Below are 15,085 nucleotides of genomic sequence, written 5' to 3'. Positions count from 1 at the left end.
CTTTCTTGAATCAGACTATTTGTTGCCCGACCCAGGCAACAAATCCCCCGGAATCGTCGGCTCCGAAAGGATCCGCTCCATGGCCGTCCACCGCGCTTCCGGCGTTTTGCCGGCGGCATCCACATGTGCGCGAACCAGGTCCTGGCCCAGCCCGTAGTTGATGACGTAGCTGCGATACCTGTCGACGAAGGCGATGGATTGTTCCGCGCGCTGCGGCGACATCAGCTGGTACTTCTGCGCCAGCCGCACCGCCTCGGCGCGGTCGATGCGGCCGTCCAGGTAGTCGCGGGCGATGCTGAGTCGTGCGCCGGCCAGTTCGGCGCGAGCCTGCTGCAGTTGCGCATCGCGTGCGGCCAGTTCGGGATCCAGTCCGGCCAGCGGATACAGCACGTCGCGTTCGAACGCCAGTTTCTCTTCGCCGGGGAAGGCCAGTTCGATGCCGAAATTGGCCGAACCCTCGGCGATCAGCGACATCGGGCTGTACAGCGGATACACGGTGAACTCGATCCAGCCGCGCTGCCGGTACAGGCGTTGCTCCAGCAGCATGTTCAGCACGTGGTGTCCCGGATAGCCTTCGTGGCAACCCAGGTCGACCGCGCGGCTCATCAGCACCGGCAGATCGGTGTTGATCTGGATCACGCTGGTCGCATCGCCCTTGTACCAGTTGTAGCCGGACCAGGGCTGGCCGGTGACCAGTTCCAGGGTGAATTTCTCGTCGGCGGGCAGGGCGATGTGCGCCAGGGTGCGGCGCTTGCACTCGTCGATCGAGGCATGCATCACCTGCTCCAGCCTGTCGTGCGCGATCGCGGTGGTGCTGGCGAACGTATCGACGCGCTGCCATAGCGGGCCATCGCCGGGGAAAACCGCTTCGAGTCGCTGCAGCGCCGGATCGTAATCGTCCAGCGGCTTCAGCACGGGGCGCAATGCATACAGGCCTTCGGCCTCGTCATCGAAAGCCGGCTTCTCGCCCGCCATCATCGCCATGCGGGTCGCGGCGGCGGTCAGCTGGGCGACGAGGAGTTTCTTCCGGCGGATTTCAAGGGCGGTGAGCGAACCGGTGTCGATCGCTTGCGCGCGCTGGATGAGTCCGTCGGTCGCTGCGCGCAGGTCCGGCAAGGAACGTTTTTCCGCTTTCGCCTGTTCCGCCCATGTCGCCGGACCGTAGTAGGCGTCGACATAGCCTGGTTCGTGCTCGCCTGCCTCGAGGGTCAGGTGGACATACGCTTCGGCGATGCCGCCCAGGGCGGCGCTGGCTGTTTCGACGGGTGCGTGAGGGGGCATGGGTGGAGTCGCGCAGGCGATGAGGGGGGTGAGCAACAGGGAGAGGATCAGGTGGCGCATGGCGTTTCCCGGTTGGATTCTGTTTCGTCATCCCGGCGTACGCCGGGATCCATGTTGATCTTCGCGAAATGCCGGAAGACCAAGATCAAACTGGATGACCAGCCATGCGGCTGTAGAAAAGCACCTCCAGCGTTCGCTGGAATGACGAAGTCATCGATTCTGCGTTCCCTGGCCGAACAGATGCTTGCGTTCCTCGTCGCTCATCGGTTTGCCCGCATCCGGATTCACTTTCTCCCCCCACGCATAGGCGCGCGCGGTCGCAGGCCGTGCGGCGATGGCGTCGTACCAGCGCTTCATGTTCGGGAAGGCGTCGAAATCCGGCGGCAGGCCGGCGTAAGCGTCGATCCATGGATAGCTGGCCATGTCGGCGATGCTGTATCCGTCGCCGGCGATGAACGCGTTGTCGGCCAGGCGCTTGTCCAGCACGCCGTGCAGGCGGGCGACCTCGCGGTCGTAGCGGTCCATCGCGTACGGAATCTTTTCCGGCGCATAGACGTGGAAATGGCCGCGCTGGCCGGTCATCGGGCCCAGTCCGCCCATCTGCCAGTACAGCCATTCCAGGGTCGCGGTGCGTCCGCGAAGATCCTCGGGCAGGAACAGGCCGGTCTTCTCGGCCAGGTACTGCAGGATCGCGCCGGACTCGAACACGCTGACCGGCGCACCGCCATCGGCTGGCGCATGGTCGACGATGGCCGGCATCTTGTTGTTGGGGGAAATGGCCAGGTATTCCGGCTTGAACTGGTCGCCGGCGCCGATGTTCACCGGTTTGACCGCGTATTCCAGCGCATGGCCGGCATCGACCAGCTCTTCCAGCAGCAGGGTGATCTTGTGGCCGTTGGGGGTGGGCCAGTAGTGCAGGTCGATCATGTTCCATACTCGTTGCGGCGTGGGGATTGCGAGTTTAGCCCGCGATTCGTGCTTGGCAGCGTCACGCTCGGCCGGTAACCTGCCGCATTCCCGCAACGCAGCATTCCGATCCCATGCAACAGAAGCAACCCGTAAGCCTTGGCCCCCTGCCTGCCCTGATCTTCAGCTCGCGCTGGCTGCAGTTGCCGCTTTACCTCGGCCTGATCGTAGCCCAGGGCGTGTACGTGGTGCTGTTCATCAAGGAGTTGTGGCACCTGGTCCATGGCGCCATCAGCCTGAGCGAGCAGGACATCATGCTGCTGGTGCTGGGTCTGATCGATGTGGTGATGATCTCGAACCTGCTGATGATGGTGATCGTGGGTGGCTATGAGACCTTCGTCTCGCGTCTGCGTCTGGAAAACCACCCCGACCAGCCGGAATGGCTGAGCCACGTCAACGCTTCAGTCCTCAAGGTGAAGCTGGCGATGGCCATTATCGGTATCTCCTCCATCCACTTGCTCAAGACCTTCATCGAGGTGGGCGGATTGGGCGAGCTTCCTTTTTGCGGTACCGCCGACGCCTTCGCGGCGGCCGAGATGGCCAGTGCCGCGCAGTCGAAGCTGAAAACCTGTACGACAGTCACGCAAATCGGCGTGCTTTGGCAGACGATCATCCACACGGTCTTCATCCTTTCGGCCATCGGCATCGCCTGGACCGACAAACTGATGCAGAACGACAATCACAAGGCCAAGGCCGCTGCGCATTAAACTCACGTAGTGGATGTCTCCCACCTACTCGATGACCTGAACCCGGCGCAGCGCGAAGCCGTTTCCGCCGCGCCCGGGCATTACCTCGTGCTCGCCGGCGCCGGTTCGGGCAAGACCCGCGTGCTCACCCATCGCATCGCCTGGCTCAACGAAGTGCATGGCGTGCCGGTGCACGGCATCTTCGCCGTGACCTTCACCAACAAGGCCGCCGGCGAGATGCGCCACCGCGCCGATGCGCAGTTGCGCAACGGCAGCCGCGGCATGTGGATCGGCACCTTCCACGGCCTCGCCCATCGCCTGCTGCGCCTGCACTGGCAGGAAGCGAAACTGCCCGAAAGCTTCCAGGTGCTGGATTCCGACGACCAGCTGCGCCTGGCCAAGCGCGTCGTGCAGCAGATGGAACTGGATGAGGCGCGCTTCCCGCCGCGGCAGATCGCCTGGTGGATCAATGCGCAGAAGGACGAAGGCCGCCGCGCGCAACACATCCAGCCCGGCGACGATCAATGGACCGATACCCTGCGCCGCGCCTACGCGCTGTACCAGGAGCGTTGCGACCGCGCCGGACTGGTGGATTTCGCCGAACTGCTGCTGCGCGCGCATGAAGTGCTGCGCGACAACCCGGCGTTGCTCAACCATTACCGTTCGCGCTTCCGCGAAATCCTGGTCGACGAATTCCAGGACACCAACTCCATCCAGTACGGATTCGTTCGATTGCTGGCGGGCGACAGCGGCCACGTGTTCGTGGTCGGCGACGACGACCAGGCCATTTATGGCTGGCGCGGCGCGAAAGTGGAGAACGTGCAGCGTTTCCTCAAGGACTTCCCCGGCGCGCAGACCATCCGCCTGGAACAGAATTACCGTTCCAGCGCCAACATCCTCAATGCCGCCAATGCGGTGATCGCGCACAACCCGGACCGCATCGGCAAGCAGCTGTGGACCGACACCGGCGATGGCGAAACCATCGACCTGTACGCGGCCTACAACGAAGTCGACGAAGCGCGCTACGTGGTCGAGCGCATCCGCCAATGGGTGCGCGACGGCGGCAGTTACAGCGAGGCCGCCGTCCTGTACCGCAGCAACGCCCAGTCGCGCGCCTTCGAAGAAGTCCTGCTGGCCGAACAGGTGCCGTACCGCGTCTACGGCGGCATGCGCTTCTTCGAGCGCGCCGAGATCAAGGACACCCTGGCCTACCTGCGCATGATCACCAACCGCGCCGACGACGCGGCGTTCGAGCGCGCGGTCAACACGCCCACGCGCGGCATCGGCGACCGCACCCTGGACGAAGTGCGCAAGCGCGCGCGTTCGCTGTCGCAATCGCTGTTCGAATCGGCGCGCGAGCTCTCCATCGGCAACGAACTCGCCGGCCGCGCGCGCAACGCGCTGGCCGGGTTCATCGCCCTGGTCGAGGCGTTGTCGGTCGAAGCCGCCACGTTGGACCTCAAGGACAAGATCGACCACGTGCTGATGCGCTCGGGCCTGCGCGAGTTCTACCTCAACGAAAGCAAGGGCCAGCAGGACTCGCGCACTGATAACCTCGACGAACTGGTATCCGTGGCCTCGCGCTTCGTGCGCCGCGACGAGGAAGAGACCGAGGGGATGAGCGAACTGGTCGCGTTCCTATCCTATGCTTCGCTCGAGGCCGGCGAAGGCCAGGCCCAGGCCGGCGAGGACGGGGTGCAGTTGATGACCCTGCATTCGGCCAAGGGCCTGGAATTCCCGCTGGTGTTCCTCGGCGGTCTCGAGGAAGGCCTATTCCCCAGCGGCAAGTCGCTGGACGAAAGCGGACGCCTGGAAGAGGAGCGGCGCCTGGCCTACGTGGGCATCACCCGTGCGCGGCAGAAACTGATGCTGAGTTACGCCGAGACCCGGCGCATCCACGGCCAGGACATGTACGGCATTCCCTCGCGCTTCCTGCGCGAGATCCCGCCGCACCTGCTCAATGAAGTGCGGCCCAAGGTGCAGGTGTCGCGCACGTATTCATCGGGTCCGTCGCGCAACCCCGGCCACGCCGCCATCGAGGCGCCGCCGCTCAGGCTCGGCGCCAATGTCATGCATCCCAAGTTCGGCCAGGGCGTGGTCACCGACTACGAAGGCAACGGCGCCCATGCGCGCGTGCAGGTGAACTTCGACGAGGTTGGGAGTAAATGGCTGGTTCTCGCCTATGCGAATCTCTCTTCCGCATGAGCGGATGGACTTCCGTGCGGTGCGCAGCGTTGGAGAAAAGGGCGCCTTGGTTCGATCGCGGCGCGGCTGGTGCCGGCCTACGCCAACCTGCAGGTGGTCCGATACCCGTCGAACGGGCGCAGGGCAGGAAACGCACATGAGCAGGACGGAAAAGGAAAAGATGCTGGCCGGCGAGCTGTATCGCGCCGATTCGCCGGAGATCCAGGCCGATCAGGCCGCCAGCATGGCCTGGCTGGCGCGTTACAACGCGGCGATCGACCACGGCAATGAAGCGCGCCATGTATTGCTGCGCGAGCGCTTCGGCAGCGTAGGCGCTGGCGCGGTGATCCGGCCACCGTTCCATTGCGACTATGGCTACAACATCCATCTCGGCGCCGGTGTCTTCCTCAACTTCGATTGCGTGATCCTGGATGTGGTGGAAGTGGCGATAGGCGACGGCACCCAGATCGGCCCGGCCGTGCAGATCTACACCGCCGACCATCCGCGCGATCCGCAGCTGCGCAGCACCGGCCTCGAATCCGGAAAGCCGGTGCGCATCGGCCGCAACGTCTGGATCGGCGGCGGCGCGATCATCCTGCCCGGCGTGAGCATCGGCGACGACGCCCTGATCGGCGCCGGCAGCGTGGTGACCCGCGATGTGCCGGCGGCCGCGACAGTGGCGGGCAATCCCGCGCGGATCCGCTGAGCCGCTATTACCCATGGCACATGCCCCGCAGGCCGCCGATGGCGGACATTCACTGACGTAGCCCCCACCGGACATGCCATGAATGCCACCGCCACGCCGTCGCCAGGCCGCAAGCCGGTTGCCCGCTGGCTGAGGTCCGAACTGCCGCAACTGCTGTTGATGCTGCTGCTGCTCGCCGCGGCGCGCGATTCCTTCGCCAATCATTACTACGTGCCGTCGGGTTCGATGGAGCACACCCTGGAGGTCGGCGACCGGGTGGCGGTAGACATGCGCGCCTACGGCGTGCGCCTGCCGTTCACCGACGTGCAGCTACTGGCGACCGGCAAGCCCGAGCGCGGGGATATCGCGATCTTCGATTCGCCGGAGGACGGCGTGCGCCTGATCAAGCGCGTGGCGGCGGTGGCCGGCGACGAAGTGGACCTGGTCGAAGGCCGGCTGAGCATCAACGGCGTGGCGATGCAGGCGCTGGACCAGGCGGATACCGAACTGTTCGAGCAGCATCGCGCGCGCCTCAATCTCGCCTACGGCGGAGGTCCGGACCTGCATGCGATCACGGTGCCGGCAGGCCAGGTGCTGATGCTGGGCGATGCGCGTGGCAACAGCCACGATGGCCGGTTCTTCGGTTTCGTACCGGCAAGCGGGCTGTATGGACGCGCGCTGGCGGTCTATTACCGGCGTGGCGAAGGGCTTGGCTGGAAAAAGCTGTAACAGCGCAGGGTGGGCCTTGGCCCACCCTCGGGGTATTTCGGAATCTCGCAAGGTGGGCCATGGCCCGCCCTACGCCACGTGCTGGAATCAGCCCGGGCCGATCGCGCCGTTCACCATCCGTAGAGCTTCCAGTACACCGGGGAAACCGGGCCTTCGCCCTTGCTCTTGTCCAGGCGGCCGTCGCCGTTCTCGTCCATCAGGTAATAGGCCGGCCCGCGCGCAGGCGTGACCTTGACCATGCGCAGTAGTCCGCCGACGCGATATTCCTCGATCACGTCGCCATTGGCTTCGGTGCGCACGGCGACCTGCGCATCGGCCAGGTCCACTGCCGGATCGTTGCGTGACGAGCCCATCGCGGCGCAACCGGCGAGCGCCAGCAGGGGGACGATCAACAAGGCTTTCATGACCATTCCTCGCGGTCGGTATCGGATGCGGATTATGCGCCGGGCGCGCTAAGTGTGGGTGAGAGGGTGAGAGGGTGAGAGGAGTGAGGAACGAGGAACGAGTAGGCTCTTGACCTTCGGCTGCCGACTTCTGGGGGCGAAAGGGATGAACAGGAGTTTCCTGGGCATGAGGATCAAAGCATGAGGGGTAGAATCGGCGCATGCCCAGACTCGTACTGATCGACGGTTCCAGTTATCTGTATCGCGCCTTCCACGCGCTGCCTCCGCTGACCAATGCGGAGGGAGAGCCTACCGGCGCGTTGTTCGGTGTGGTCAACATGCTGCGCGCGACGCTGAAGGAGAATCCGGAATACCTCGCCTTCGTGGTCGATGCGCCGGGCAAGACCTTCCGCGACGACCTGTATCCGTTGTACAAGGCCAACCGCGCGGCGATGCCCGACGACCTGCGCGCGCAGGTCGTGCCGATGTGCGAGATCGTGCAGGCGCTGGGCATGCCGATCCTCCGTGTGGATGGCGTGGAAGCCGACGACGTGATCGGCACGCTGGCGCTGCAGGCGGTCGACGACGGCATCGACGTGACCATCTCCACCAGCGACAAGGATTTCGCCCAGCTGGTGCGCCCGGGCCTGGAGCTGGTCAACACCATGAGCGGCAGCCGCCTGGATTCGGACGAAAAGGTGTTCGAGAAATTCGGGGTCAAGCCCGGCCAGATCGTCGACCTGCTCGCGCTGATGGGCGATGCGGTCGACAACGTACCGGGCGTCGAGAAGTGCGGGCCCAAGACCGCGGCCAAATGGCTGGCCGAATACGCGACGCTCGACGGGGTGATGGAGCATGCGGGCGAGATCAAGGGCAAGATCGGCGACAACCTGCGCGCCGCGCTCGAGCGGCTGCCGCTGAATCGCGAACTGGTGACGATCAAGGTCGACGTCCCGCTCGACGGCAACGCGCAAAGCCTGGGCCTGCGCGAGCGCGACGTGGAAGCGCTGCGCCGGCTGTACCAGCGCTATGGTTTCAACCAGGCATTGAAAGAACTGGAAAGCGGATCGGCAGCGACATCTTCTGGCCCCGTCGCCGAAAAGGAGCCCGGCCGCGCGCGCGGAACCGGTTTCGCCGCTGCCGCCACGACCGATGCAGTGGCGCTGGATCCCGCGTTGTCCGCGCCGGGCGAATACGCAACCGTGCTTACCGGAGATCAGCTCGACGCCTTGATCGGCGTGCTGCGCAAAGCCGATGAGTTCGCCTTCGACAGCGAAACCGACAGCCTGGATCCGATGCAGGCCAATCTGGTCGGCCTGAGCTTCGCGGTGGAACCCGGCAAGGCCGTGTACCTGCCGCTGGCGCACGAATATCCCGGCGCGCCCGCGCAACTGGATCGCACCGCGACCCTGGCCGCATTGGCGCCGCTGTTCGCCGATGCGAACAAGAAGAAGCTCGGCCAGCACGGCAAGTACGACCTGCACGTGCTGCGCCGCCATGGCGTCGAGGTCGCCGGCTATGCCGACGACACCATGCTCGAAAGCTTCGTGCTGAACTCGGGCAGCAGCCGCCACGACATGGACAGCCTGGCCAGGCGCTATCTCGGCTACGACACGATCAAGTACGAACAGGTCGCCGGCAAGGGCGCCAAGCAGATCCTGTTCTCGCAGGTCGCGCTGGACGATGCCACCCGCTATGCGGCCGAGGACGCCGACATCACCCTGCGCCTGCATCGCACGCTGTCGCCGAAGCTCGCGGCGGAACCCGGCCTGCAAAGCGTGTATCGGGACATCGAGATGCCGCTGGTGCCGGTGCTGGAACGCATCGAGGCCAATGGCGTGAGCATCGACGGCGACGAGCTGCGTCGGCAGTCGGCCGACCTGTCCAAGCGCATGCTGGCCGCGCAGCAGAAAGCCACCGAACTGGCCGGGCGCACCTTCAACCTGGATTCGCCCAAGCAGCTGGGCGCGCTGTTGTTCGAGGAACTCAAGCTGCCGGTGATGGTGAAGACGCCTTCCGGCCAGCCTTCGACCAACGAGGAGGCGCTGGAGGCGATCGCCGACCAGCACGAACTGCCGCGCGTGATCCTGGAATACCGCGGCCTGGCCAAGCTGCGCAGCACCTATACCGACAAGCTGCCGGAAATGGTCAATCCCGACACCGGCCGCGTGCATACCAGCTACCACCAGGCCGGCGCGGCGACTGGACGCCTGTCTTCCTCCGATCCCAACCTGCAGAACATCCCGATCCGCACCGACGACGGCCGCCGCATCCGCAAGGCCTTCGTTGCACCGGCGGGCCGCAAGATCGTGGCATGCGACTATTCGCAGATCGAACTGCGGATCATGGCCCACCTGTCGGAGGACCCCGGCCTCACCCGCGCCTTCGAATCCGGCGTGGACGTGCACAAGGCCACGGCGGCCGAAGTGTTCGGCCGCAAGCTCGACGAAGTCACCGGCAACGAACGCCGCGCCGCCAAGGCGATCAACTTCGGCCTGATGTACGGCATGAGCGCCTTCGGCCTGGCGCGCCAGCTCGGCATCGGTCGCGGCGAGGCCCAGGATTACATCGCGCTGTACTTCAGCCGTTATCCGGGCGTGCGCGATTTCATGGAACGGACCCGCCAGCAGGCGCGCGAGCAGGGCTATGTGGAGACCGTGTTCGGTCGCCGCCTCTATCTCGACTACATCAACAAGGGCACCCAGGGCCAGCGCGCCGGCGCCGAGCGCGCCGCGATCAATGCGCCGATGCAGGGCACCGCCGCCGATATCATCAAGCGCGCGATGGTTTCGGTGGATGCCTGGCTCATGGATCACGCCTCGAGCGCGTTGATGATCCTGCAGGTGCACGATGAACTGGTGTTCGAAGCTGAACAGGATTTCGTCGACACGCTGCTGCCAGCGGTCACCACGAGAATGTCGGGCGCGGCGCAACTCTCCGTTCCGCTGGTGGTCGACAGTGGAGTCGGCGACAACTGGGATGAAGCGCACTGAGTGCCGGAAACAAGCACAATTCCGTTGGCGTGCGGGCGGTTACGGCGGGTTCCTGTGCGAGGGAGCGCGCTGTAAATTCAATACTGGCCAGTTCAATAAAATGAATCCGCCCTAAACATTACGTTTTTTTAATCGGAATCTTCACGAACTATCCATGCCCGGTCTGGTCATATAGCCCGTGACAGATGCAAGGTCTGTCACTGGATCCCTCCCATCCCCTGGAGTGATCTTGGAACGAAGGCCCCTCCCCAGGCCCAGTTCCCTGGCCCCGCTGACCCCCCCCTGGTCGGTGGGGCTTTTTATTTGCGGAACCTTTTTTCCTCCGGATCCGCAAGCGCGTTGCGCTAAGGTGCGCGCACCCACTCTCCAAACTCTTCTGGATCCGACCATGGCGCATGCATTCGATGGGATGTTCGACCTGGCGATGCCGTGGTGGGCGTTCGTGCTGCGCGCCTGCATCGTGTACTTCATCCTGCTGTTGCTGATCCGCGCCTCCGGCAAACGCACCATGGGCCAGTTCACGCCTTTCGACATGCTGCTGGTGGTGCTGCTGGGCAATGCGGTGCAGAACGCGTTGTTGGGGCAGGACACCTCGGTCGGCGGCGGCCTGCTGCTGGCGGCGACCTTGCTGTTGCTGAACTGGCTGGTCGGGCTGGTCTCGGCGCGCAGCGCCAGGATGGAAGCGCTGGTGGAAGGCGTGCCGGTGTTGCTGGCGCGCGATGGCAAGGTCTACAAGGACGTGTTGCGACGCGAATTGATCAGCCGCGCGGATTTCGACAAGGCCATGCGCGAATCCGGGGTCGAGGATCTCGACGACATCCGCATGGCGGTGCTGGAGACCAACGGCCACATCACCCTGGTCACGCGCGATAGGTCATGACGACGACTGTAGGAGCGGGCCTTGCCCGCGATGCTCTTCGGTGGGATCCCGGACGCGGGACGGAGAGCTCGCGGCGGAAAGCCGCTCCCACAAGAGCATCGCGCCCAAGGGGCGCTCCTACGGGGTCTTGAGCTCCTGCAGCCAGTCGCGCGGCTTGAGGTAATCGGCCAGCCGCGATTCGGGGCTGCCGTCTTCCGGGGCGTAGCCGTATTCCCAGCGCACGCGTGGCGGCAGGCTCATCAGGATCGATTCGGCACGGCCGCCACTTTGCAGGCCGAACAGGGTGCCGCGGTCGTAGACCAGGTTGAACTCCACGTAGCGGCCGCGCCGGTACAACTGGAACTCGCGCTCGCGTTCGCCGTAGGCCATGTCCTTGCGTTGCGCGACGATCGGCAGGTAGGCATCGAGGAAGCCATCGCCGACCGCGCGCTGGTAGGCGAAGTCGCGCTCGAAGTCCGCACCCAGGTCGTCGAAGAACAGCCCGCCCACGCCGCGGGTCTCATTGCGATGCTTGAGGAAGAAATAGTCGTCGCACCAGCGCTTGTGCGCGTCGTAGCGCTCCTCGCCGCCGAATGGCTCGCACAGGTCGCGCGCGGTGCGGTGCCAGTGCAGCACGTCCTCGTCGAACGGATAGAACGGGGTCAGGTCGAAGCCGCCGCCGAACCACCAGGCCACGGCCTGTCCGTCGCGCTCGGCGCGGAAGTGGCGCACGTTGGCGTGGGTGGTGGGCAGGTAGGGATTGCGTGGATGGAACACCAGCGACACGCCGACTGCGCGCCATGAGGCGCCGGCCAGTTCCGGCCGGTGCGCGGACGCGGAGGGCGGCAGCTTGGTGCCGGAGACATCGGAAAAGCCGATCCCGGCCTGCTCGAACACAGCGCCGTCGCGGAGGATCCGGGTGCGGCCACCACCGCCTTCGGCGCGCGTCCAGTTATCTTCGATGAAATGCGCACCACCGTCGGCGGTTTCGATGGCGGCACAGAGGCGGTCCTGCAGGCCGGTGAGGTAATCGCGGACGCGGTCGAATTCGTTCATGCGCACATTCTAGCGGCGTGTAGAAGTGTGGGAGCGGCGTCCCCCAAGGGGACTTCCTTCGGGGCGTAAGCCGCGAGCTTTTGACTTTGGCTCATTAACGCCAGCTGCAAAGCATAGGGAGGGAAGAGCTCGCGGCTTACGCCGCTCCCACACGACTCAGCGGGTGAACTCGGCGCGGATCTCCGGTCGGTACAACTTCCAGATGATGGCCCCATGCAGGATGGCGACCAGCAGCGCGGCCGCGATCATCGCCACTTTCATGGCCGACTGCAGGCTCTGGAACGCGGGGTCGAGCTCCGCGATGTCGGTGGCGCCCATTCCGCTCGCCAGCGACAGGACATGGACGAAGGCGATGGCGCCGAGCAGGCCGGCCAGCGCGCTCGCGGCCAGGAACAGCACGAAGCCCACGCGTCCCCACTCGAAACGCTTCAACAAGCCGTACGAAACCGCGGCGAACAACGCCGACGACAGCAGCGAGAGGAAGTTCAGCAGGCCGAGATTCCCGAATACCCACAACATTGCCGGAGGCAATTGCGCTTCCGGCGCGATCACGCCCAGGAAGTCGTGCAGCATGCGGTCGGTCGGCAGGGCCAGCAGCATCATGCCCTGCACGATTCCCGAAGCCACGCCCGCAATTCCCAGGGCCAGCGAAATCCAGGCCATGACCGTGACGAACTCCGAGCGCGGCATCGCCTTCACCGCCATCGCCTACTTCAGGTTTTCCTCGAACAGCTTCAGCACCCGCTTGTATTCGTCCAGCCACGAATCGGCGCGGGTGAAGCCGTGCCGTTCCAGCGGATAGGGCGCGATTTCCCAGTTGTCCTTGTGCAGCTCGATCAGCTTCTGGGTCAGCACCACGGAATCGCGGAAGAACACGTTGTCGTCGATCATGCCGTGCGCGATCAGCAGGTGGTCCTGCAGGCCGGCGGCGTACTCGATCGGTGAGGACGCCTTGTAGGCATCGGGGTCGAGTTCCGGCGTGTTGAGGATGTTGCTGGTGTATTCGTGGTTGTACTGGGTCCAGTCGACCACGGGGCGCAGCGCGGCTCCGGCCTTGAACTTGCCGGGTTCGCGGAACAGGGCCATGAAGGTCATGAAGCCGCCGTAGGAACCACCGTAGATGCCGGCGCGGTCGCGATCGCCCTGCTTGTTGGCGACCAGCCAGTCGAGGCCGTCCAGGTAATCCTCCAGCTCCGGATGGCCCATGTTGCGGTAGATCGCGGTGCGCCAGTCGCGGCCGTAGCCTTCGCTGCCGCGGTAGTCCATGTCCAGCACGATGTAGCCGCGCTGGACCAGCAGGTTGTGGAACATCTGCTCGCGGAAGTACGCCGGATAGCGCGCATGCACGTTCTGCAGGTAGCCGGCGCCGTGCACGAACATCACGATCGGGTACTTCTTGCCCGGTTCCATCGCCTGCGGGCCGTAGTATTTCGCCCAGACCTTGCCCGCGCCGTGTTGCGAAGGCACCTGGACCAGGGTCGGTTCGATCCACGCGCGCGCCTTGAACGCTGGCGTGCGCGTGTCGGTCAGTGCGGTCGCCGCGCCACCCTCGACGCCGACCACGCTCAGCTGCGAGGGCAGGTAGCTGCCGGAACGATGCAACAGCAACTGGCGGCCGTCCGGCGACAGGGTGAAGTCCTCCACGCCGCCCAGGTCGGTGAGTTCGCGGACCTTGCCGCCGTCCGCGCGACAGACTTCGTAGCGGCCGGGAGCGTTGCGGTTGCAGAGGAAGAAAAAGCCATCGCCAGCGGGCGTTGGTTGCGGCAGCGACACTTCCCAATCGCCGGAGGTGACCTGCATGGGCTTGCCGGAATCGCGCTGCGTGTACAGGTGCGAATAACCGGATTGCTCGGACAGGAACCACAGCGTCCTGTTGTCCGGCAGCCAGCCGAAGTCGTTGAAGCCCCAGTTGATCCAGGCCGGATCGGTCAGGCGATGGCGCGGCTGCAGCTTGCCTGCGGCCAGGTCCACGCTGGCGATCCAGCGGTCCTTGTTGTCGATCGCGCGCACCATGATCGCGGCGTTGCGGCCGTCGTCGCTCCAGCGCAGCAGCGAGGCGTCGCCGTTGTCGCCGCTGGTCGCCACCTGCACCTCGCGGTTGCCCTTGAGCGGTTCCTTGCCGGCGGCCTTGCGCAGGGCGGCGAGCGGATCGTCGTGGATGCCGGGCAGGGCATCGAACTTCAGTTCGCGCGCGCTGGAGGCAACCAGGTCCACCAGCCACAGGGTCTGCGCCAGCGGCGCGTTGCGGCCGACGCGGGTGCGCACTTCCTCGAATTCCTCGTAGCCCGATTCGGTGACGTAGCGCGGCAGCTTGCCGGCCTGGCCGGCCTCGGCGCCCTTCTTCTGCGTGGCCACCAGCAACCAGCGCGCGTCGGGAGACAGAGCGGTGTCGACGATCTCGACTTCATCGCCCAGGTACACCGGCGCCGGCGCGCGGCTGGGGTCGGCCTTGCGCCAGGCCTCGCCCTGCTGGCGCTGCGCCTCGCGCTGGGCCTTGTCGCGGGCCAGGGTCTCCAGGGTGCGCAGCTGCTGTTCGCGCAACGCATCCGCCTTGGGCTTGGCCGCGGGATCCTTCTCGGCCTTGACCAGCGCGGCCTGGGCCACGCCGCCGCCCGGGGTCCAGCGATACCACTGGTTGCCCACGCGCCACACCACGCCGCCATCGGGGGAAAACCGCGGCTGCGATTCCTCGTCGTTGCTGCGGGTCAACTGTTGCAGCGCGCCGCTGCGCAGGTCGCGGACGAAGACATCGCCGTTGCGCACAAAGGCCATGCGCTGGCGTTGCGCGTCGTAGGCGGGTGCGGCCGCATCCAGGTGGTCGCGTTCGCCGTCGGCCACGCGTTGCGCGGCGCTTCCGTCCAGCGCTTGCCGGTAGGTATCGCGGATCGGGCTGCCCTCGCGCTTGAGCTGGTATTGCACCTGTCGGCCGTCCCAGGCCCACCATGCGTTTTCCACCGGCGGACCGATCCAGTCCGGGTCGGCCATCACCTGTTCGATGGTCAGCGGCGCAGCGTCCTGGGCGGATGCGTTGTGGACGACGAACAAGAAAGGCAATGCAAGCAACAACGCGGACAGGCGGGCCGGCAGGCTGGGACGCATGGTTTTTTCCGTTGGATACGCTGAACCGCAAGGGTACCAGCCGGGCGCGACCGCCGACCCGGCCAGTGGTCATGCCCGCTGGCTGAACGCATGCGGTTCCTTCGTCACGCCGTTTCCGACACAATCCATGCGCCCTCGGCCGGTCGCTGCACCTGCGCAAGAGG

At 65.4% G+C, this 15,085-nt stretch carries 12 protein-coding genes; 6 read left to right on the top strand and 6 right to left on the bottom strand.

Annotated elements, in window-relative coordinates:
- Window positions 1-15 precede the first annotated feature (15 nt).
- Complete coding sequence (locus CSC74_RS13325) at window positions 16-1,341, bottom strand: hypothetical protein (protein WP_162314977.1); 1,326 nt, start codon at window positions 1,339-1,341, stop codon at window positions 16-18.
- A 150-nt stretch (window positions 1,342-1,491) separates the two neighbouring features.
- The gene (locus tag CSC74_RS13320; RefSeq protein ID WP_162314976.1) at window positions 1,492-2,208 is read right to left on the bottom strand and encodes a glutathione binding-like protein; all 717 of its coding nucleotides are present in this window, start codon (window positions 2,206-2,208) and stop codon (window positions 1,492-1,494) included.
- Between the two features lie 113 nt (window positions 2,209-2,321).
- Between CSC74_RS13320 and CSC74_RS13315 the strand changes: the two genes are divergently transcribed.
- The 4 genes from CSC74_RS13315 to lepB all read left to right on the top strand — a co-directional run bounded on the left by CSC74_RS13315 (window position 2,322) and on the right by lepB (window position 6,531).
- Window positions 2,322-2,954 carry a TIGR00645 family protein gene (locus CSC74_RS13315; RefSeq protein WP_162314975.1) on the top strand — a complete coding sequence of 211 codons (633 nt, stop codon included), beginning with the start codon at window positions 2,322-2,324 and terminating at the stop codon, window positions 2,952-2,954.
- Window positions 2,955-2,963: 9 nt separating this feature from the next.
- Entirely contained in the window at window positions 2,964-5,138 is a 2,175-nt protein-coding gene (uvrD, locus tag CSC74_RS13310; protein ID WP_162314974.1) for a DNA helicase II, read from the top strand.
- A gap of 136 nt (window positions 5,139-5,274) precedes the next feature.
- The gene (locus CSC74_RS13305) at window positions 5,275-5,823 is read left to right on the top strand and encodes a sugar O-acetyltransferase (RefSeq protein WP_162314973.1); all 549 of its coding nucleotides are present in this window, start codon (window positions 5,275-5,277) and stop codon (window positions 5,821-5,823) included.
- A 78-nt stretch (window positions 5,824-5,901) separates the two neighbouring features.
- Window positions 5,902-6,531, top strand: a complete 630-nt coding sequence (gene lepB, locus CSC74_RS13300) for a signal peptidase I (RefSeq protein WP_162314972.1) — start codon at window positions 5,902-5,904, stop codon at window positions 6,529-6,531.
- Window positions 6,532-6,641: 110 nt separating this feature from the next.
- On the opposite strand, the gene CSC74_RS13295 is transcribed toward lepB, so the two are convergent.
- Window positions 6,642-6,935: a DUF2782 domain-containing protein gene (locus CSC74_RS13295; protein ID WP_162314971.1), complete on the bottom strand. Its 294-nt coding sequence runs from the start codon at window positions 6,933-6,935 to the stop codon at window positions 6,642-6,644.
- Window positions 6,936-7,135: 200 nt separating this feature from the next.
- On the opposite strand from CSC74_RS13295, the gene polA reads away from it, so the two are divergent.
- Both polA and CSC74_RS13285 read left to right on the top strand, forming a co-directional pair.
- Complete coding sequence (gene polA, locus CSC74_RS13290; RefSeq protein WP_162314970.1) at window positions 7,136-9,907, top strand: DNA polymerase I; 2,772 nt, start codon at window positions 7,136-7,138, stop codon at window positions 9,905-9,907.
- Window positions 9,908-10,295: 388 nt separating this feature from the next.
- Window positions 10,296-10,787 carry a DUF421 domain-containing protein gene (locus CSC74_RS13285; RefSeq protein ID WP_162314969.1) on the top strand — a complete coding sequence of 164 codons (492 nt, stop codon included), beginning with the start codon at window positions 10,296-10,298 and terminating at the stop codon, window positions 10,785-10,787.
- Window positions 10,788-10,904: 117 nt separating this feature from the next.
- On the opposite strand, the gene hemF is transcribed toward CSC74_RS13285, so the two are convergent.
- From hemF to CSC74_RS13270, 3 genes are all read right to left on the bottom strand, one after another.
- Window positions 10,905-11,822, bottom strand: coding sequence for an oxygen-dependent coproporphyrinogen oxidase (gene hemF / locus CSC74_RS13280; protein WP_162314968.1), 918 nt, complete (start codon window positions 11,820-11,822; stop codon window positions 10,905-10,907).
- 156 nt (window positions 11,823-11,978) lie between these two features.
- Entirely contained in the window at window positions 11,979-12,527 is a 549-nt protein-coding gene (locus CSC74_RS13275; protein ID WP_162314967.1) for a hypothetical protein, read from the bottom strand.
- A gap of 3 nt (window positions 12,528-12,530) precedes the next feature.
- On the bottom strand, window positions 12,531-14,921 hold the full coding sequence (locus tag CSC74_RS13270) for a S9 family peptidase (protein WP_162314966.1): 2,391 nt from the start codon (window positions 14,919-14,921) through the stop codon (window positions 12,531-12,533).
- Window positions 14,922-15,085 lie beyond the last annotated feature (164 nt).

It is taken from the genome of Pseudoxanthomonas yeongjuensis, from assembly GCF_010093345.1.
Classification (GTDB): Bacteria; Pseudomonadota; Gammaproteobacteria; order Xanthomonadales; family Xanthomonadaceae; genus Pseudoxanthomonas_A; species Pseudoxanthomonas_A yeongjuensis.
The sequence above is the reverse complement of the archived record's forward strand: the minus strand, read 5'-3'. Positions and strand labels throughout refer to the sequence as shown.

What these genes read in the sequence shown, in the direction of transcription:
- hemF (WP_162314968.1), bottom strand. Translation starts at nt 11,822, where the DNA reads ATGAACGAATTCGACCGCGTCCGCGATTACCTCACCGGCCTGCAGGAC.
- lepB (WP_162314972.1), top strand. Translation starts at nt 5,902, where the DNA reads ATGAATGCCACCGCCACGCCGTCGCCAGGCCGCAAGCCGGTTGCCCGC.
- polA (WP_162314970.1), top strand. Translation starts at nt 7,136, where the DNA reads ATGCCCAGACTCGTACTGATCGACGGTTCCAGTTATCTGTATCGCGCC.
- CSC74_RS13315 (WP_162314975.1), top strand. Translation starts at nt 2,322, where the DNA reads ATGCAACAGAAGCAACCCGTAAGCCTTGGCCCCCTGCCTGCCCTGATC.
- CSC74_RS13270 (WP_162314966.1), bottom strand. Translation starts at nt 14,921, where the DNA reads ATGCGTCCCAGCCTGCCGGCCCGCCTGTCCGCGTTGTTGCTTGCATTG.
- CSC74_RS13295 (WP_162314971.1), bottom strand. Translation starts at nt 6,935, where the DNA reads ATGAAAGCCTTGTTGATCGTCCCCCTGCTGGCGCTCGCCGGTTGCGCC.
- CSC74_RS13275 (WP_162314967.1), bottom strand. Translation starts at nt 12,527, where the DNA reads ATGGCGGTGAAGGCGATGCCGCGCTCGGAGTTCGTCACGGTCATGGCC.
- CSC74_RS13305 (WP_162314973.1), top strand. Translation starts at nt 5,275, where the DNA reads ATGAGCAGGACGGAAAAGGAAAAGATGCTGGCCGGCGAGCTGTATCGC.
- CSC74_RS13285 (WP_162314969.1), top strand. Translation starts at nt 10,296, where the DNA reads ATGGCGCATGCATTCGATGGGATGTTCGACCTGGCGATGCCGTGGTGG.
- CSC74_RS13320 (WP_162314976.1), bottom strand. Translation starts at nt 2,208, where the DNA reads ATGATCGACCTGCACTACTGGCCCACCCCCAACGGCCACAAGATCACC.
- CSC74_RS13325 (WP_162314977.1), bottom strand. Translation starts at nt 1,341, where the DNA reads ATGCGCCACCTGATCCTCTCCCTGTTGCTCACCCCCCTCATCGCCTGC.